Here is an 18,129-nt window from a genome sequence, read left to right as displayed (position 1 = left end):
CAGCGCTTTTGTTGAACCACCCTCTTCATGCCAGCATGAGCCGTGGAACCGGCTTTGCCGGGCCACAGGCGGGCGGCCCCCTCGGGGGGCAGGAAGCTACACGAAGTGAGCGACCGTGGGGGTCATGTTTTAGGCCAAACGGAGATTCTTGCCTTCAACAATCACCTTCGAGCCCACTGCCACGGCGCTGGAAAGCTCCATGTTGCGCACGGTGCCATCGTCCATGCGAACGCGCACTTCGTACACGGTGACCTTCTTCATGTTTTTCTCGATCTGGTTGCCGGCAAATGCACCGCCGGCAACACCCAGCACGGTCATGGCGGTTTTGCCATTGCCGCCGCCCATCTGGTTACCGACAAGGCCGCCGACAACGCCGCCGGCCACTGTGCCAAGTCCGATGGTGGTGTTACCCACATCCACACCATTCACTTTGCCCTGGCGTTGAACAGGGGTCACAGCTTCGACGGTGCCGCAGCTTGCGCAGACATTGGCGCGCGGCGAGGCTTGCGCGACCACGACCGGGCTGGTGTGCGGCTTGGCGGGCTGCGTGTGTTTGGACGTGTCCGCCGCCAGCTTGGAAGTTTGCGCAGGTTCATTGGCGGCAGCCGATCCACCCGGCTGCGCGTCGGACCGGTTGACGACCAGCGCGGCGGCCAGCGCCATGACGGTCACGCCGAGCACGGCAACGATGGCGACAAGCGCCTTGCTGTGCTGCAGGCGTTGCGAGAAGCCCGGCTGCGAGGCAGGCTGGGGTTGAACGGCGGGTTGATTAACTTGGTTGTTGGTGTCCATGATGGAACTCCTGTGTGTGAGCCCCGGTTGTAACAACACTGACGGATACATCCTGTAGGACGAAGTGACATTCGTAAGGAAAGCTTTCCGCGTTCAGGTGAAAGTGTGCGCTTTTGCGCACTTCAGCACGTGTTCACACCGCCCTCATACAGCCTTCACCCAGGCTTTACACGTATTTTTAGACGCCCCCATGGGGATGGGTCGGGTCCACCCACAGCACCGTGTCTGGCTTCTCCACAGGATCGATATCGAGGTTGATGGCAACCGCTTCGCCATCACTGCGGCACAGCACGCACTCCAGCACCTCGGTCGGGCTGGCGTTGATTTCCTGGTGCGGCACATAAGGCGGCACATAGATGAAGTCGCCCGGACCCGCCTCGGCGGTGAATTCAAGACGCTCGCCCCAACGCATGCGAGCCTTGCCCCGGATGACATAGATCACACTTTCCAGATGACCATGATGATGGGCGCCGGTCTTGGCGTCGGCGTGGATGGTCACCGTGCCGGCCCAGAGCTTTTGGGCACCGACGCGGGCGAAGTTGATGGCGGCGCGCCTGTCCATGCCGGGTGTTTGTGCGGTATTGCCATCAAGCTGATTGCCGGCGATCACGCGCACGCCGTCGTGCTTCCATGGCGGGTCGGCTTCTCCCTGCGCGTGAGGATGCGCGTGTCCAGGACCGTGGGAATGATCGTGGTCGTGAGGATGATGCGGAAGCGTGGGGTCATTGCTCATGCTGCCAGCGTACACCAGCGCCGTGCATTCAGTCCAGCACAACGGCCTCCCGCACTGCGCAGCAATGCCGCGCGCGCTGAGCAACCTTACTTGTAGCGTTCCCGCGCCAGCGCCGCACCTGCACCCAGCGCCTGCAACTTCTTCAGGGCCACTTCGCGGTCCATGGGCGCCAGGCCGCAATTGGTGCAGGGAATCAATCGGTTTCTGGGCACATATTTGAGCGCCTTGCCGATGGTGTCGGCCACCTGCTCGGGCGTTTCAATCTCCTCGCTGGCGACGTCGATCACGCCGACCATCACGTCCTTGCCCTCAAGCAGCGCCATCAGGTGCGGCGGCACGTGGGAGTGGTAGCACTCCAGGCTGACCTGGCGGATGGTGCTTTTGGCCAGCGCCGGAAACACGGTTTCGTACTGCCGCCATTCCTCGCCCAGGGTTTCCTTCCAGTCGGTGTTGGCCTTGATGCCGTAGCCGTAGCAAATGTGCACGGCGGTCGTGCAGGTCAGGTCCTGCGCCGCGCGCTCAAGCGCCCTCACGCCCCAGTCGGCGGCTTCCTTCATGTAGACATTGAACGCGGGTTCGTCGAACTGGATGATGTCGACGCCGTCGGCCTGCAGCGCCAGCGCTTCCTGGTTCAGCAGCTCAGCAAACGCCATCGCCATCTTGACCTTGTCGCCGTAGAACTGGTCGGCCACGGTGTCGACAATCGTCATCGGGCCCGGCAAGGTGAATTTTATTTTTTTGGTGGTGTGCGCGCGCAACAGCCGTGCTTCAGCAGCATGCACCCGGCCCTTGAGCTTGAGCTGCGACACCACCTGCGGCACCATCGCGTCGTAGCGGTTGTCGCGTATGCCCATCTTGACCTTGTGCTCGAAGTCGATGCCGTCAACCTGCTCCAGAAAACCGTGCACAAAGTGCTGGCGCGACTGCTCGCCGTCACCAATCACGTCCAGGCCCGCGTCTTCCTGCACCTTGATCCACAGCAGCGTGGCGTCGGCCTTGGCCTGCCTGAGTTCTTCGCCTTCACTTTTCCACTGAGGCCAGAGTTTTTGGGTTTCCGACAGCCAGCCAGGTTTGGGCAGGCTGCCGGCGATGGCGGCGCTAAAGAGCGGAGTGGCAGGAGGCGTTTGCATGGGGTGGTCCTTGTCTCGATATTTGTTCAGTGTTTTTTGTGGGTAGCCGGTTTCAAACTCAGAAAAACTCCCGCGCCAGCAGTTCATAGGAGCGCCTGCGGGCAACGGGGTCGTGTGTCCAGGTGATCACGACCAGCTCGTCAACCCCCAGTGTATGAGCCAACGCCCTTAATTTGGCAGCAACTTGCGGGCCGCTGCCGACCAACGCATTGGCCCTGAGCCTGTCGGCCTCGGCCTGCTCGACCGGCGTATACGGCCGCAGCGCCACTTCTTCGGGCGAAGGCAGGGCCGCCAGCGCGCCGCGGTTGCGGTCTATCTTCCAGCGCTCGCGACCCGAGAAGTGATGCCAGGCCTCGGCCTCCGTGTCGGCCGCCAGCGCCCAGACGCAGAGCACCGCCTGCGGCGTCGGGTGGCGCGGGCTGGGCCGGTAGGTGGACCGATACAGGTCCAATGCCTGCTCCGCGCCCTGCCCGTCGGTGATGAAGTAAGCAAACGCATACGGTAGTCCATAGTGCGCGGCCAGCTGCGCGCCGTAGTCAGAACTGCCCAGCATCCACATCTCCGGCGTGGTCGGCCCCATGGGGTTGGCCGTCACGCCGCGGCCCGGATGGCCTTCGGGCAGGTCAACGCCAGCCAGCCAGGCCTGCAGCTCACGCACCTGGATGGGAAAGTTCTCGGCCGACTGACGCGGGTCGCTGCTCAGCAAACGCGCCGTACGCATGTCCGAGCCCGGCGCGCGGCCCACGCCCAGGTCGATGCGGCCCGGCGCGATGGCTTCGAGTACCCGAAACTGCTCTGCCACCTTGAGCGCCGCATAGTGCGGCAGCATGACACCGGCGCTGCCCACGCGGATGCGGCTGGTGGTGGCCGCGATGGCTGCCATCAAGACTTCGGGGGCCGAGCCGACGATGCTGGGGTGGCTGTGATGCTCGCTGACCCAAAAGCGTTTGTAGCCCAGCGCTTCGCAGTGGCGGGCCAGTTGCAGGGTTTCGCGGATGGAGGCGTCTTCCGTGCGGCCGGTGACGGCGACGGACTGGTCTAGGACTGAAAGACTGATCATCGGGAAACTATAGCCAGACCCGTTAAATCCCGCTCGGGCGGGGTTACCCTTCTGCGCTCTGTTCCAATAGAGGGTTCGTTCCCGTCCAGACCAGAGATAAAGAAGTAAATCCTATGGCACTCAAAGCCACTATCTACAAAGCCCAGCTAGCCCTGTCCGACATGGACCGCAGCATCTACGCCGACCACAGCGTGACCATTGCGCGCCACCCGTCGGAGGCCGACGAACGCATGATGATCCGCCTGCTGGCCTTCGCGCTCAACGTGCCGGCCGACGACAAAAAGGGCAACCTTGAATTTGCCAAGGACTTGTGGGACGTGGATGAAGCCGCGCTCTGGCACAAGGACTACACCGAGCAGATCCTGCACTGGATTGACGTCGGCCAGCCCGACGACAAGCGCCTGATGAAGGCCGCCGGGCGGGCCGAAAAGGTCAGCGTCTACAGCTTTGCCAGCAGTACACCGGTCTGGTGGAAGAACATTGAAACCAAGCTCACCCGCGCCGCCAACCTGGTGGTCTGGCAGATCGATGCGGCAGAAAGCCAGGCCTTGGCCAAATTGGCTGAGCGCAGCATGCAGCTGCAGGTGACGGTGCAGGACGGCACGGTGTGGATGAGTACAGCGCTCGGGTCGATAGAGATCACGCCGCGCCGGTTGACGGCCGGCGCGTCTTAAACACCAGGACGCCGAGAGGATGCATCCTTCGCGTCCCCGGAATCCTTGTGCTGGTCTTGATGCTGATAAAGCGGCAGCGCTGCCCCGCAATGAAAGCAGAAGTCTGCCTCGGGCAGGTGGCCTTCGGTCAGGCATTCATGGCAGGTGCGCGTGGTCGGCAAGGCCAGATGCTGCAGCCGCCGCTCCGCCGCCATTTCGGCCGTGACGATGCCGGTGGGCACCGCAAGAATGCCCCAGCCCAGCAACATCATGAATGACGAGATCAGCCGGCCCAGGTCTGTCTTGGGCGTGATGTCGCCAAAGCCTACCGTGGTGACCGTGCTGATGGCCCAGTAGACCGAGGTCGGGATGCTGGTAAAGCCGTTGGACGGCCCTTCGACCACGTACATCACGGTACCCATCACCAGCACCATCATGACCACGGCTGACAGGAACACCAGAATCTTGCGGCCGCTCGCTGCCAGCGCCCGGCCCAGCGACTGGTATTCAGCCACGTAGGCAGCCAGCTTGAAGATACGGAACACACGCAGCAGCCGCAGCACGCGCACATCGATGAGCGCATGGAGTTCCGGAAAGAACAGCGCCAGGTAAGTTGGCAACACGGCGACCAGATCGATGATGCCGAAAAAACTTGTCGCGTACTGCAGCGGCTTGCGCACACACACCAGGCGCGCGATGTATTCGGCGGTGAAGAGTAGCGTGAAGATCCATTCGACCACCGCGAACGCCCGGCCGTGCGAAGCATGGATCGACTGCACGCTGTCGGCCATCACCACGGCGATACTGACCAGGATAAGGGCGATCAGTGTCTTGTCAAAAAGCCGTCCGGCACGGGTGTCGGCCTCAAAGATGATGGTGTACAGGCGCAGCCGCCAGCCGTCGAGCGGCTTGTCATCCAGGTCAGGCGAAGGAGGAAGAGACGGAGCGGGTTTGGCCATGCAGGAAAAGCGCAGCAAGCGCCGCGTGTTCGTTGGTTTGACAGAGCAGCACGATACCTGACCTGGAAAGCCGGCACAGCCGTGCAGGATTTTGCTACTATTTTTATAGCTGCTTGCGCTCGTCCATTATGGCTTTCAGCCACTTTTTACTAAAAATCATCCGAACGACATCAGGATGCCGGCTGGTGGTATCTGGCCCAGGCTGCTTCCGTGGGCGTGGTGCTGGCGCCCGGCTGCTGCGGCAGGCTGAAGTGGCCGTCCACCACCTGGGCCGGCTCCAGGAAGCAGTCCTTGATCCAGGGGATGTATTCAAGCACCGTGCAGGCCGGGTGGGCATGATTGAGGTGCACATGCACCTGACTCATGTCGCCCGCGTGCGGCGCCACCGGCAACCGGAAGGAATGCGCCGTGTCGCAGACGCGCAGCACTTCGGTGATGCCGCCCATGCGCGTCACATCGGGCTGCACCCAATGAATCGCTTCCTGGTGGAAGAATTCCGCAAACGCATCGTGCGTGTAGAGCTGCTCGCCCAGCGCGACGGGGATGCTGGTGCTGCGCGCCAGTTGCGCATGGCCTTTCACGTCGTCGTACCAGAGCGGCTCTTCAATCCAGTACAAATCAAATGCCTCTGCCGCGCGGCAAAAGCGCTGGCAGGTGGGCAAGTCCCATTTGCCGTTGCCGTCGGTTGCCATGGTGATGGCGGGGCCGATGGCGCGGCGCACGGCCTCCAGCCGTTTCAGGTCACGGTCGACGCTGGAGCCAATCTTGACCTTGATACCGGTGAAGCCTTCGTCGACTGCGCGCTTCGCCCCAGTCACCAGCTGGTCGTCGGGAATGCTCAGCCAGCCGATGTCGGTGTTGTAAGCGCGTACTTTCTCGCGCACCTGGCCGCCCAGCAGCTTCCACAGCGGCACGCCCGCAGCCTTGGCCTTCAAGTCCCACAGCGCGATGTCGATGGCGGCCTGAGACAGCGTGATGATGCCGGCGCGCCCCACCCACTGCAGGGCCGGGTTGCGCGCCAGCTTGAGCCATAAACGCTGGATGTCTGCCGCGTCTTCACCGATCAGAAGCGGCGCATGGCAGGTCTCGATGCAGCGTGTAATCAGTTGGTCGCTCGGCAAATGGGCATGGGTGCCGGTGAAGCCGTACCCGGTGAGCCCGTTGTCTGTGTCTATCTGCGCCCCGACCACGCCCCAATGCGAAATGGTGTGGGTGCTGTCGGCAATCTGCGAGCCCGTGACGGGCACATGCAGGATGAACGGCTTGACCGATGTGATTTTCAATTTTGTCTCCGGGTGGCACTCAGAAGGCTCAGAACCCGCATCGTGCCAGAGTCAGTCACTTTGCGCCCTGCTCCGCTTCCTGCAAGGCTCGCCACATGACCTTGCCCGAGCCGCTCTTGGGCAGCGCATCGACAAACTGCACCACACGCGGATATTTGTACGCCGCCATGTTCTCCTTGCACCAGTTGATGATGTCGTCTTCCGTCGTCTGGCCTTTGGCCGCGGCGCGCAGCACCACCACCGCCTTGACGGTTTCGCCGCGGTAGGCGTCTTTGGTACTGATGATGCAGGCCTCCTGGATGGCCGGGTGCTTGAACATCAGCGCCTCCACTTCGGCCGGCCACACCTTGAAGCCTGACGCATTGATCATGCGCTTGAGCCGGTCGGTAATGAAGAAATAGCCTTGCTCGTCCATGCGCCCCAGATCGCCCGAGCGAAAGAAACGCTTGCCGTCGAGCTCGATAAAAGCTTCGGCCGTCGCGTCCGGGCGCTTCCAGTAGCCCTGGAATATCTGCGGCCCGCTCATGATGATTTCGCCCTGCTCGCCCTGTGGCACTTCCTTGAGCGTGACCGGATCAATGATGCGCGAGTCGCAGCTCATGAAGGGAACGCCCAGGCATTGCTGTTTGGTGGCGTCATAGGGGTTGCTGTGCGAGGGCGCCGCGGTTTCCGTCAGGCCGTAGCCTTCGGCAAAGCGCAGGCCGTATTGTTCCCACAGGCGCTGGGCCACAGCCTGCGGCATGGCCGCCCCGCCGCCGCCGATGTAGACCAAACTGCGAAGGTCGAAGCTGGCGAAGTTGGGACTACCCAGCAGGTCGATCACCATGGTGGGGATATTCGTCCAGTGTGTCACCCCCCATCGCGAGATCAGGCGCCCGGCCAGCTCGCGGTCCCAACGCGGCATGATGACCAGCGTCGCACTGCCGTAAATGGAAGCGTGCATGACCGACACCATGCCTGTGATGTGAAACATCGGCACCACAGACAGCGTGACGTTTTCAAACGTGCTGCCGCCCCACAGGCAACTGGCCACAGCGTTGTGCATGATGCTGGCATGCGTGTGCATGCAACCTTTGGGCAGCCCGGTGGTGCCGCTGGTATAGGGCAGCACAGCCAGGTCTTGCGGCGTGGCGGTGTGTGGGGGCAGCTCGGTGGTTTCTCCGGCCGTCATCGCATCAGCCCAGCTCATCACTGTGCCGCCGTCCAGTGCGGGCAGTGAGTGGCGCGTGCCCAGCCATTCGCGCCAGGCGTCGGGCATCGCTGCATCGTCGCCGCCGGATTGCTCCATGTCAAAAGCATCGCTGTAATGCGTGACCACCAGGTGCGTGAGCCGGTCGGTGGGTGCCAGCTGTGCATTCGCCCTGGCCAGCTCGGGCGCCAGGTCGGCCGTGGTGATGGCAACCCTGGCGTCGGGATCGGTGATGTAGTGCTTGAGTTCTTCGGCCCGGTTCATCGGGTTGACCGGCACGACCACGGCATTGGCCCGCAGGATCGCAAAGTGCGCGATCACCCACTGCGGGCAGTTCTGCATGTTGAGCACCACGCGGTCGCCCTTGCGCACGCCCATGCGGTAAAGCGTGGCTGCCAGGCGCTCGGCTTGCCGCATCACTTCGGCATAGCTGAGCGCGCGGTTGAAGAAAACCAGCGCGGGCTTGTCCGGAAAGCGCAACGCGCTGACCGCCAGGTTGTGCCAGAGCGAAGTCGCCGGCGGCGTGATGCTGTGCGGCAGGCGCTTGGGCCAGACCTGGTGGTGCAGGTTGTGCGGAGTTGCTGCGGGGACGGCCTGGCCGGTATTGGAATCAAGGGTCAAGAAAAAGGCTCCAGACAAGTACTGACTTGGGACCCAAGCCTACCCCGAGTCCACACTGCCCACATCCGGGAAGCTCCTGATAAAACACTGTCACTTGAGCGACCCGCGCTCACTATGATGGATTGCACCCGCACGGCAGCCCGTGCGAGAGCACATGCATTCCCCTTTCACGGCGGAAGTCCTTCCGGCCTCACCACTTACACGCGGAAATAAAAGCAGAAACATCCAGGAGACACCATGACCCGATTTCTCGCCCTTCGACGCAAAACCCTGATGTCAGCTTGCGCGCTGGCCTTCACAGCGCTGGCGTCTGGCGCAGCGTTCGCGGCTTTTCCCGAAAAGCCCATACGCGTGGTGATCGGCTTCCCGGCCGGCGGGCCGCTGGACCAGCATGCACGCCTCTTGACCGAGCGCCTGCAGGCCGTGCTGGGTCAGCCCATCGTGATCGACTACAAATCCGGCGCCGGCGGCACCGTGGGCGCACAAGACGTCATGAAGGCCGCGCCCGACGGCTACACCCTGATGCTGGCCAACACCGGCGTGATGGTGATCAACCCCGCGCTCTACAGCAAGCTGCCCTACAACACGCTGAAAGACTTCACCCCGATTGCGCGCACCGCCATGCAACCGCTGGCCCTGCTGGTCAACCCCAAGCTACCGGTCAACAACCTCAAGGAATTCATCGCCTACACCAAGGCGAGGCCCGGCCAGGTCAACTACGGATCGGCCGGCAACGGCGGCATCAGCCATCTGGTGCCCGAGATGTTCAAGAATGCCACCGGGCTCTTCATGGTGCACATCCCCTACCGCGGCAGCGCCCCCGCTTTTACCGACCTGATGGCAGGCCAGGTGCAGTTCATGGGCGAATCGATTCCGCAGGCCGCCAACTATCACAAGCAGGGCAAGGTCCGTGCGCTGGCCGTGACCAGCAAGGAGCGCAACCCCGCCCTGCCTGACATCCCGACGGTGATTGAATCGGGCATCAAGGGTTTCGAGGTGGTGGGCTTTTACGGCTTCCTCGCACCCGCAGGCCTGCCCAGGGACGTGACGGCCAAACTCAGCGATGCCTTCAAGCAGGTCATGACCAGCCCGGACATCCGCAACCGCATGGTCACGCAAGGGGCCGACCCTGCCTTCATGGGCAGTGATGAGTTCGCCCAGTTCCTGGCCGCTGAAATGCCGCGCTGGGCCCAGGCGGTCAAGGCTTCCGGTGCCAGGCTGGACTGACAGGATCCGGCGCGGTAGAGGCGCCAGCAGCCAGAGCCACGCGCCTACGCCATTCCCCTTTCTGGTGCAGACGGCCCCAAAACCCCGCAATTTTGGCTCCCAGGCACGCCAGACAGGTGCACATAACTTGTATACCAGTTAATTGAACCAGTTTGGCAGCTGGCACGGGATATGCACTACAGGGTGCATGGCCACAGCCTCCGACATCTCCAACCGCATCATTGAAGCCGTGATGGCGCAAAAGCTTGCGCCCGGCGCGCGCCTGGGCGAGCAGCAGCTGGCCATGTTGTTTGACTGCAGCCGCACCATCGTGCGTGAGGCCCTGACCCGGCTGGCGGTGCGCGGCATCGTTACCGTCAGCAGCCGGCGTGGCTGGTACGTCATCGAGCCTTCGCAGGAAGAGGCGCGCGAAGCCTTCGAGGCGCGCCGCGTGATCGAGATGGGCCTGATCCGCTGTACCGGTGACGTCAGCAAGGCTGCCATCAAGCAGCTCAAAAGCCACCTCACCCGCGAGAAAGCCGCCGTCAAAGGCGACGACGTGGGTCTGCGCAGCTTTTTGCTGGGTGACTTTCATGTGTGCCTGGCCGAATGCCTGGGCAACAGCCTGTTGGCCGATACCCTGCGCGATTTCACCGCGCGCACCACACTCATTGCCATGCTCTACCAGTCGTCGCACGATGCGGCGCAATCCTGCGAAGAGCATGTGCAGATCGTGCAGGCGCTTGAAAAGGGCGACCTGGCCAAGGCCGAAAAACTCATGCAGGCCCATATCGGCAGCGTGCAGGCCGCGCTCAAGCTGCAGGTCGGCGCCGGCGACCCGCTGTCGCATCTGCGCAGCGCGTTGAGTCCGCTCGCCGCGCAAGTGCTTGACAACGCGCCGTCCAAAGATTTGTCCACCCGTGTTCGCAAAGCCGGCCGTGCTTCGGCCAAACCCACTGACGATTCCTCAACCTACCTTGGAGCCCTGCTATGAATTCCAGAAAACGCGTTTTTTCTCTTGCTCTTGCCGCAGCCGCCGTGCTGGGCGCCACCGGCGTCCATGCACAGACTGCGCTGGACGACATCATGAAAGCCAAAGAGATCAAGATCGCGATCCCGACCGACTTCCCGCCCTACGGCATGGTCGGCACTGACCTGAAACCCCAGGGCCTGGACGTGGAAATGGCCGGCTACATCGCGCAAAAACTCGGCGTAAAAATCGAGCTCGTGCCTGTCACCAGCGCCAATCGCATCGCTTATCTGCAAACCAAAAAAGCCGACCTGGTGATCTCCACGCTGGGCAAAAACCCCGACCGGGAGAAAGTCATCGACTTCACGGTGGCCTACTCGCCCTTCTTCCAGGCCGTGTTCGGTCCCAAGAGCGTCAGCGTCAAGTCGTTTGCCGATCTTTCCGGCAAGAGCATCAGCGTCACGCGCGCCGCCCTGGAAGACCAGGAACTGAGCAAGGTTGCACCTGCCGGCGCCGACATCAAGCGCTTTGAAGACAACAACACCACCGTGTCGGCCTACACCGCAGGCCAGGTGCAGCTGATCGCCACCGGCGCCTCCGTGGCCGGCAACATGATGGCCAAGAACCCGCAACTGAACACCGAGTACAAACTGCTGCTCGCCGACAGCCCCAACTTCATCGGCGTGGCCAAAGGTGAAGACAAGCTGCGCCTGAAGGTCAATGAAGTCATTGCCGAAGCCAAGAAAAATGGCGACCTGGACAAGATCGCGATGAAATGGCTGGGCCGCCCTGCCGGCAATCTTCCCTGACCCCCGTTGCGGTTCGCTGCGCGTAACCGCCTCCCCCTTGCAGGGGGCGCCGCTTGTGGCCCGGCTAAGCCGGTTCCACTGCGGCTACTGGTAGGGAAGGCAATCGTCGTTCAACAGGAGAGCACCAGATGCGCGTTGAGTTGGATTTCATGGCCGTGTTGTCGCAATGGCCGCTGCTGGCCATTGGGGTTGCCTGGACGCTGGGCCTGACGGCGATCTCGTCGGTACTCGGCATGTTCATGGGCATGGCGTTTGCCTGGGCGCGCGCCAGCGGGCCCACGTGGCTGCGCTGGGTTGTCGGCACGTATGTGGAGCTGATCCGCAACACGCCTTTTATCGTGCAGCTGTTCTTTATCTTCTTCGGCCTGCCGGCTGCGGGCTTCAGGCTTTCGCCTGAGACGGCCTCGGTGCTGGCGATGGTCATCAACCTGTCTGCCTACGCCACCGAGATCATTCGCGCGGGCGTTGAAGCCACGCCACGCGGACAAATTGAAGCCGCCGAAAGCCTGGCACTCAACCGGGTGCAGATTTATACCCGTGTGGTGCTGCCGCCGGCACTCAAGAAAGTCTGGCCCGCCATGGTGAGCCAGATCATCATCGTGATGCTGGGCTCCGCGGTGTGCGGGCAAATTTCGACGCAGGAGCTGTCTTACGCCGCCAACCTGATCCAGGGCCGCAACTTCCGGGCGTTTGAGGCCTTCATCATCGCCACGCTGATCTATTTGGTGCTCTCCGTTGCGGTGCGCAAGCTCCTCAACTGGATGGGTCCGAAGTTCCTTTTTGGTCGCTAACTGGAAAGGCCGGGCAATACCATGATTGAATTTTCTGTCTGGGATATTTTCAGGAACCTGCTCCTTGCGGCGCGCTGGACCGTTGTGCTGTCGCTCGTCGCCTTCATAGGCGGCGGCATCGTCGGCATGCTGCTATTGGTGGGCCGGCTGTCCGCCACCCGCGCGGTGCCGGGCGCGCAGAAGGCGGCCCTCATCACGCGCCGCGCGCTGGACGGCTACGTGCTGCTGTTCCAGGGAACGCCCTTGCTGATGCAGCTCTTCCTGGCCTATTTCGGCCTGGCGCTTTTCGGCATCAATGTGCCGGCCTGGGTGGCCGCCGCGGTGGCGCTGACGCTTTACACCAGCGCCTACCTCGCCGAAATCTGGCGCGGCTGCGTTGACGCCATCCCCAAAGGCCAATGGGAAGCCGCGCAAAGCCTGGCGCTCAACTTTGGAGAGCAGCTCAAGTACATCGTGTTGCCGCAAGCTGTGCGCATTGCCGTGCCGCCCACCGTGGGCTTTCTGGTGCAGGTCATCAAGGGCACGGCGCTGGCCTCGGTGATTGGTTTTATCGAACTGACCAAGGCCGGCACCATGATCACCAACGCCACCTTCAAACCCTTTGTGGTGTACAGCTGCGTCGCGCTGATGTACTTCGCGCTGTGTTTCCCCGTGTCCCTGTATGCCCGCAAGCTTGAGAGGAAAGCCAGAAATGGACGCTAACGTCGCATCATCCCCCGCAACAACTTCGTCCGACAGGACTCTTGTCGAGATCAATCAACTTCGCAAAAGCTTCGGAGCCAACGAGGTTTTGAAGGGCATTGATCTGGAAGTCAAGGCCGGCGAAGTGATCGCCATCATCGGCAAAAGCGGCTCGGGAAAAAGCACGCTGCTGCGCTGCATCAACGGGTTGGAAGTCTTTCAGAGCGGCACGCTGCGTGTGGACGGCAAGCACCTTTTGCACGACAGCCCGCAGGTCATGCGCGAGCTGCGCCAGCATGTCGGCATGATCTTCCAGAGCTTTAACCTCTTCCCGCACCTGACCGTTGGCAAAAACATCATGCTGGCACCGACGCTGGTCAAGAAGACGGCCGGTGCCCCCGCAGAAGAACACGCGCGTGCGCTGCTGCAACGCGTGGGCCTGGCCGAAAAATTCGAGTCCTGGCCCGACCAGCTTTCGGGCGGGCAGCAACAGCGCGTGGCGATCGCGCGCGCACTGGCCATGCAGCCTTCGGTGCTGTTGTGCGACGAGATCACCTCGGCGCTGGACCCTGAACTCGTCGGTGAAGTGCTGCAGGTCGTGGAAAGCCTCGCCGCCGAAGGCATGACGCTGCTGATGGTGACGCACGAGATGAACTTCGCCCGCAAGGTCTGCGACCGAGTGGTCTTCATGCACCAGGGCCGCGTGCACGAGATCGGGCCGCCCGACGAAGTGTTTTCGAATCCGCAAACCGCCGAGCTGAAGCAGTTCCTCGGGATGATCCAGTAACCTGGGGAATCCATGACGCCCGGCGCCCTGCACATCCCTGCCGGCCACGGCAAGGCGCTGCGCCTGCAGGCCGGGCAAGCCGTGAAGGTCATCAACACCCACGGCACGCAGGTGGTCGATTGCTGGGCGTTCAATGCCTACGACCTGAACGAATTCATGTGCATGGAAACCACCCGCGTGTGGAACCAGCACCTGAATCCTGTCGTCGGCGACTCTTTCGTCACTAACCAGCGCCACCCCATCCTCACCGTGGTGGAAGACAGCACGCCCGGCGTACACGACACCTTCATGGCCGCCTGCGACCGCCGCCGCTATGAACTGTTGGGTGTCAAGGGCTACCACCGCAACTGCTGCGACAACATGTTTGAAGGCATGTTCGAGCTGGGCCTGACGCCGCCACGCGCCATCCTCGCTTCGTTCAACATCTTCATGAACATCCGGGTGCAGCCCGACGGCATCACACTCAAAACCCTGCCCACCGTGACGAAGGCCGGTGACTCGATCACGCTGCGCGCCGAGATGGACTGCTTTGTCGCGTTTTCCGCCTGCCCGCAGGACATCGTGAAAATCCAGGGTGCGGGCGACAACACGCCGCAGCCGGTAGACCTGGAAGTGCTGCAAAGCACATCAACCCTGCCCGCCAGCGGGCCCTGGATCCCGCAAACCTGACGGGGCCGCGCAAGACCGCCTTTCACCCGCTCCTGCAGGATTGGGTGAGTTCCCGCACAATAGCGGTGACGTCTTTTTGTTGCTCTCAATTTGATAGCTGCTTGCGCTGATTCCGGTTGGGCCGAAGGCCGATTTGTTGCCTAACCGCTCGCCCGCCCGCAACCATGCCTTCACCCTGATCTGCCCACCGGATTCCTGCTGCCCATGACTGCCATGCCGCCCATTCTCTATTTCTTCGCCCTGTGCAACCTCGTGATCGGCAGCGGGGCTTTTGTGCTCGGCGGCATCCTGCAGCCCATGAGTGCCTCGCTGGGCATCAGTGTGGCGGCCGCCGGCCAGGCCATGACGGCATACGCCATTGCCACCGCGGTGCTGGCGCCCCTGCTCATCATCCTTACCGCCAGGTGGCCACGCAAGCGCGCCGTCCAGCTGGCACTCAGCCTGTTTACCGCCGGTTGCCTGGTTTGCGCCGTCGCGCCCAACTTTCCCCTGCTGCTGCTGGGCCGCGTACTGATGGGAGCAGGTGCCATGTTCACCGCCGCAGCATCGGCGCTGGCGGTCAGCATGGTGGTGCCATCGCTGCGCGGCAGGGCGCTGTCCATCACCTTCCTGGGCATGAGCATCAGCTACGCCGTGGGCTTGCCGATCGGCGCCTGGCTGGGCTTTGAGTTTGGCTGGCGCGTGCCGGTCTGGCTGTCGGCCGGGGCCAGCCTGGCGGCGCTGATCGCGGCGAGCTGGCTGATCCCGGCCGACATGGCCAGCGCAGGCACCAGCTTTGCGGGTTTCCGCGCCGCAGCGCGCCAGCCCGCGGTGCTGCGCGTATGGGGCCGAACGCTGCTGTATTTCATTGCCATCTTCAGTGTTTTTGCCTATGTCGGTCCGGTACTGCAGGCGCTCAACCCCATGAGTTCAGCGCAGCTTTCCGCCACGCTGGCCGTCTTCGGCCTGGCGGGCGTGGCCGGTACGTTGATGGGCGGCTGGGCCACCGACCGCTTTGGCGCACTGCGCAGCATGCGCGTGCAGCTGGCTGTGCTGGTGGCGATGATGTGCCTGCTGCCGCTGACGCGCGGCCATGTGCCGGCCACCATGGCCGTGCTGGTTCTGTGGGGCATTGCAGGTTTCGGGCTGATGGCACCGCAGCAAAGCCGGCTGGCCACCTTGTCGCCCGCACAGGCACCGCTGCTGCTCAGCCTCAATGGCTCCATGCTGTACGTGGGCACGGCGCTGGGCGCTGTGGTCAGCGGTGCGGTGCTCGATCAGGTGGGTTTTGCGCAGCTGGGCTGGGTCGGCGTGCCTTTTGGTTTGCTGGCCATGCTGACGCTGGTGTTCGACCGCATGCCGGCCCGGGTGCAGGTGTCCGCCGCCGCCTGAACGTCCCTTCAAGCTCCACAACCAGAACATGACACCCCAACAGCAACTCGAAGCATTGCAGGACGCACTGCAGCAACTGCGCAGTGACGGCATTCGCGCGGGCACCTTTGCACAAATGGCTGCGCAGCAGCAAAGCCTTGCAGCTGCCTTGCCGGCCCGCTTCAGTGATGTGCTGTCGCAACTGCTCAACCGGCTGGAGTCCGCCGCACTGTTCACCGAGGAAAGCTGTTCATTCAGCCAGAAGGAATTGCTGGACAGCCTGCAGCTCTGGATCGACAAGGCGCAGCTGCAACTTCAGAAATCCTGAGACCTGTTTGCGGTCTAAACGAGGCCGTCTTCTTCAGCCACCGGAATGCCCGTGGCGGTGATGGGCGTCAGGGTAGTGCGCATGGCTGTGGGCCAGGGGCTCATGGCGGTGGCGATGTGAATGCATTCCTGGAACCGCCTGCGCATGCTCATGCGGGTGATGCGCGTCATGCGCATGCAGGTGTTCATGTTCCAGCGCTTCGTGCCGATGCATGTGCGCATGATGCTCGGTCAGGTGCAGCCAGATGCCGATGGCCATCAGCAAGGCGGCACCCACCAGTTGCCAGGTGACGGGCTCGGCAAGAAACACCACGGAAAACAATGCGCCCACAAAAGGCGCCGTCGAAAAGTAGGCACCGGCCCTTGATGCCCCAAGGTGCCGCAAGGCCACCACAAAAAGCGCCAGGCTCACGCCGTAGGCCAGCAGGCCGACCGCCATCGCGGCGGAGATTTGTACCGCACCCGGCAACGCCGCGCCTGCCAAAAAGGCCAGCAGCAGATTGGTGACACCGGCCACCAGCCCTTTCACGCAGGCAATCCATGACGCATCCACCAGCGACACCTTGCGCGTGAAGTTGTTGTCCAGCGCCCAAAAAAAACACGCCAAAGTCACGGCCAGCGCGGGCCACAGCGCGCTGAATGTTGACCCCGCCGTGGCCGCTGCCTGCTGCGGCCAGCTCAGCAGCACGGCACCCGCCACGATAGCGGCCATGCCCGCCGCAATACGGCGGTCAAAATTTTCCTTGAACACCATCCAGGCAAGCACGGCGGTCAATACCGCCTCGGCATTGAGCAGCAGGGCCGCATGGCTGGAAGGCATCGCCGACAGGCCGTACATCAGCAGCACCGGCGCCAGCCCGCCGCCACACAGCACGGCCGCGGCCAGCCAGCGACCCTCGCCGCGGTTCAGGCGTGGCCGGGCAGCGCCGCGCAGGCGCCGATAAATCGCCAGCCCCAGACCTGAGCCCAGGTACAAAAGCCCGGCGAGTATCCAGGGATTGACCTGGCCGAGCAGCGACTTGGCCAGCGGCGTGCCCGCGCCGAACAGGAAAGCCGAGGCCAGGGCGGCTGCAACGCCAGGCTTCAAAAGCATGGAATGAAGTTTCAAAGGACGAACCTGCTTGTCATGAGTGATCACAACAGTTTCCACTGCCGGCCTTGCGATGGCAAGCTTAACGGCTTGCCGCGGGAACTTTTTAAACGCATCGCCTATCATTCACCCATGCGCCACCTGCTCTTCGCCCTGATGATCGCCCTGCTGCCCTTGCGCGGCTGGGTGGGCGATGCGATGGCGACGCAAATGGCCGCAGCCCATGTGCAACACGGGCGGCTTGCTTCCGTGGAACAGGAACAGTCCGCTACCAAAACGATAGCTGCTTCCGCTCACCACATGGGGGTTGAGGGCCATTCAGGCCACGAAGAGACGTCGCCCGAAGCAACCATGGCCATGCACGACTGCGCCGGGCAAACCTCGGGGAACACCCCCCAGTCGAGCGATACCGGCTGTGAATCCTGCGCGGCATGCCAGGCCTGCCATACGGTCGCGCTGTCGCTGGCGGTGCCGGACCACAGCCCCGTTTTCCAAGGGCGCAGCCTGCTGCGTCCAGCGTCAGACCAGTTCGCCAGCGCCGACGCCGCGCTGGGCCAAAAACCACCCATTTCCTGATCTCCAGGCCCGTACTGGGCCTGTACTTGCCGTCCGGCAGGGCCTTTCAGGCTCTTGACGCCGGATACCCGCGATTTTCCGCAAATCGCCCCGCTTGTATCCAGGAGATTCTTGTGACCATTCGTTTCATTTCCCGCCCGCGCACAGCGCTGGCCCTCGCGCTGTTTTTCATCGGTTATGCCGGGGCCCATGCACAGACAGATCCCTACCCCCGGGTGAACCCCCGACCCACCGAACAAGCTGCCAGCCCGGGCACGCTGGTGCCATCCACCCCGTACCAGTCCGTATTTGTGAACCGTCCGCAAGGCGTGGAGCCGGCCAGCGATGACTGGAAAAAATCCAACACCACTGCGGGCCAATTCAAAAAGGGGCATGCCGACCTGCTGAAATGGGAAGAGGCCCAGGCACCACGAACCGAACCTGCGGCGCCCGCCGCCTCGAAACCATGAAGCC

20 protein-coding genes are annotated in these 18,129 nt (G+C 62.8%); 12 read left to right on the top strand and 8 right to left on the bottom strand.

The genetic code is table 11. The annotated features are described in order from the left end of the window. Positions 1 to 129 precede the first annotated feature (129 nt). The 4 genes from AC1DWQ_RS21475 to AC1DWQ_RS21460 all read right to left on the bottom strand — a co-directional run bounded on the left by AC1DWQ_RS21475 (position 130) and on the right by AC1DWQ_RS21460 (position 3,715). A complete protein-coding gene (locus AC1DWQ_RS21475) occupies positions 130 to 792 on the bottom strand; it encodes a glycine zipper 2TM domain-containing protein (protein WP_477671459.1) in 663 nt (220 codons plus the stop codon). Positions 793 to 970: 178 nt separating this feature from the next. Next, the gene (locus tag AC1DWQ_RS21470; RefSeq protein ID WP_477671458.1) at positions 971 to 1,408 is read right to left on the bottom strand and encodes a cupin domain-containing protein; all 438 of its coding nucleotides are present in this window, start codon (positions 1,406 to 1,408) and stop codon (positions 971 to 973) included. A gap of 203 nt (positions 1,409 to 1,611) precedes the next feature. After that, positions 1,612 to 2,655: a methionine synthase gene (locus tag AC1DWQ_RS21465; RefSeq protein ID WP_477671457.1), complete on the bottom strand. Its 1,044-nt coding sequence runs from the start codon at positions 2,653 to 2,655 to the stop codon at positions 1,612 to 1,614. A 58-nt stretch (positions 2,656 to 2,713) separates the two neighbouring features. Beyond that, a complete protein-coding gene (locus AC1DWQ_RS21460; protein ID WP_477671456.1) occupies positions 2,714 to 3,715 on the bottom strand; it encodes an LLM class flavin-dependent oxidoreductase in 1,002 nt (333 codons plus the stop codon). A 113-nt stretch (positions 3,716 to 3,828) separates the two neighbouring features. On the opposite strand from AC1DWQ_RS21460, the gene AC1DWQ_RS21455 reads away from it, so the two are divergent. Further along, positions 3,829 to 4,389: a YaeQ family protein gene (locus tag AC1DWQ_RS21455; protein ID WP_477671455.1), complete on the top strand. Its 561-nt coding sequence runs from the start codon at positions 3,829 to 3,831 to the stop codon at positions 4,387 to 4,389. On the opposite strand, the gene AC1DWQ_RS21450 is transcribed toward AC1DWQ_RS21455, so the two are convergent. The 3 genes from AC1DWQ_RS21450 to AC1DWQ_RS21440 all read right to left on the bottom strand — a co-directional run bounded on the left by AC1DWQ_RS21450 (position 4,386) and on the right by AC1DWQ_RS21440 (position 8,420). Further along, positions 4,386 to 5,327 carry an ion transporter gene (locus tag AC1DWQ_RS21450; RefSeq protein WP_477671454.1) on the bottom strand — a complete coding sequence of 314 codons (942 nt, stop codon included), beginning with the start codon at positions 5,325 to 5,327 and terminating at the stop codon, positions 4,386 to 4,388. The genes AC1DWQ_RS21455 and AC1DWQ_RS21450 overlap by 4 nt on opposite strands. A gap of 170 nt (positions 5,328 to 5,497) precedes the next feature. Then, the gene (locus AC1DWQ_RS21445) at positions 5,498 to 6,610 is read right to left on the bottom strand and encodes a mandelate racemase/muconate lactonizing enzyme family protein (protein ID WP_477671453.1); all 1,113 of its coding nucleotides are present in this window, start codon (positions 6,608 to 6,610) and stop codon (positions 5,498 to 5,500) included. Positions 6,611 to 6,665: 55 nt separating this feature from the next. Next, the gene (locus AC1DWQ_RS21440; RefSeq protein WP_477671452.1) at positions 6,666 to 8,420 is read right to left on the bottom strand and encodes a long-chain fatty acid--CoA ligase; all 1,755 of its coding nucleotides are present in this window, start codon (positions 8,418 to 8,420) and stop codon (positions 6,666 to 6,668) included. Between the two features lie 273 nt (positions 8,421 to 8,693). Between AC1DWQ_RS21440 and AC1DWQ_RS21435 the strand changes: the two genes are divergently transcribed. From AC1DWQ_RS21435 to AC1DWQ_RS21395, 9 genes are all read left to right on the top strand, one after another. Beyond that, complete coding sequence (locus AC1DWQ_RS21435; protein WP_477671620.1) at positions 8,694 to 9,647, top strand: Bug family tripartite tricarboxylate transporter substrate binding protein; 954 nt, start codon at positions 8,694 to 8,696, stop codon at positions 9,645 to 9,647. Positions 9,648 to 9,834: 187 nt separating this feature from the next. Next, positions 9,835 to 10,620: a GntR family transcriptional regulator gene (locus tag AC1DWQ_RS21430; protein WP_477671451.1), complete on the top strand. Its 786-nt coding sequence runs from the start codon at positions 9,835 to 9,837 to the stop codon at positions 10,618 to 10,620. Beyond that, complete coding sequence (locus tag AC1DWQ_RS21425) at positions 10,617 to 11,405, top strand: transporter substrate-binding domain-containing protein (RefSeq protein WP_477671450.1); 789 nt, start codon at positions 10,617 to 10,619, stop codon at positions 11,403 to 11,405. Before AC1DWQ_RS21430 ends, AC1DWQ_RS21425 begins: the two co-directional genes overlap by 4 nt. 128 nt (positions 11,406 to 11,533) lie before the next feature. Then, the gene (locus AC1DWQ_RS21420) at positions 11,534 to 12,196 is read left to right on the top strand and encodes an amino acid ABC transporter permease (protein WP_457279228.1); all 663 of its coding nucleotides are present in this window, start codon (positions 11,534 to 11,536) and stop codon (positions 12,194 to 12,196) included. A 21-nt stretch (positions 12,197 to 12,217) separates the two neighbouring features. Further along, positions 12,218 to 12,898: an amino acid ABC transporter permease gene (locus tag AC1DWQ_RS21415; RefSeq protein WP_457279229.1), complete on the top strand. Its 681-nt coding sequence runs from the start codon at positions 12,218 to 12,220 to the stop codon at positions 12,896 to 12,898. Further along, on the top strand, positions 12,888 to 13,664 hold the full coding sequence (locus tag AC1DWQ_RS21410) for an amino acid ABC transporter ATP-binding protein (RefSeq protein ID WP_477671449.1): 777 nt from the start codon (positions 12,888 to 12,890) through the stop codon (positions 13,662 to 13,664). The genes AC1DWQ_RS21415 and AC1DWQ_RS21410 overlap by 11 nt, the downstream gene beginning before the upstream one ends. A gap of 12 nt (positions 13,665 to 13,676) precedes the next feature. After that, complete coding sequence (locus tag AC1DWQ_RS21405) at positions 13,677 to 14,333, top strand: DUF1989 domain-containing protein (RefSeq protein ID WP_477671448.1); 657 nt, start codon at positions 13,677 to 13,679, stop codon at positions 14,331 to 14,333. Positions 14,334 to 14,537: 204 nt separating this feature from the next. After that, on the top strand, positions 14,538 to 15,704 hold the full coding sequence (locus tag AC1DWQ_RS21400) for an MFS transporter (RefSeq protein ID WP_477671447.1): 1,167 nt from the start codon (positions 14,538 to 14,540) through the stop codon (positions 15,702 to 15,704). A 28-nt stretch (positions 15,705 to 15,732) separates the two neighbouring features. Then, a complete protein-coding gene (locus tag AC1DWQ_RS21395) occupies positions 15,733 to 16,011 on the top strand; it encodes a hypothetical protein (protein ID WP_477671446.1) in 279 nt (92 codons plus the stop codon). A gap of 33 nt (positions 16,012 to 16,044) precedes the next feature. Here AC1DWQ_RS21395 and AC1DWQ_RS21390 read toward each other — a convergent pair whose 3' ends face one another. Further along, entirely contained in the window at positions 16,045 to 17,103 is a 1,059-nt protein-coding gene (locus tag AC1DWQ_RS21390) for a DMT family transporter (RefSeq protein ID WP_477671445.1), read from the bottom strand. A gap of 129 nt (positions 17,104 to 17,232) precedes the next feature. Between AC1DWQ_RS21390 and AC1DWQ_RS21385 the strand changes: the two genes are divergently transcribed. Together AC1DWQ_RS21385 and AC1DWQ_RS21380 are read left to right on the top strand one after the other, a co-directional pair. Next, entirely contained in the window at positions 17,233 to 17,676 is a 444-nt protein-coding gene (locus AC1DWQ_RS21385; protein ID WP_477671444.1) for a hypothetical protein, read from the top strand. Between the two features lie 113 nt (positions 17,677 to 17,789). Next, entirely contained in the window at positions 17,790 to 18,125 is a 336-nt protein-coding gene (locus AC1DWQ_RS21380; RefSeq protein ID WP_477671443.1) for a hypothetical protein, read from the top strand. Positions 18,126 to 18,129 lie beyond the last annotated feature (4 nt).

The organism is Polaromonas sp. P2_G11, from assembly GCF_056403595.1.
Note: the sequence above shows the minus strand (reverse complement) of the source record. Positions and strands in the feature narration are given on the sequence as shown.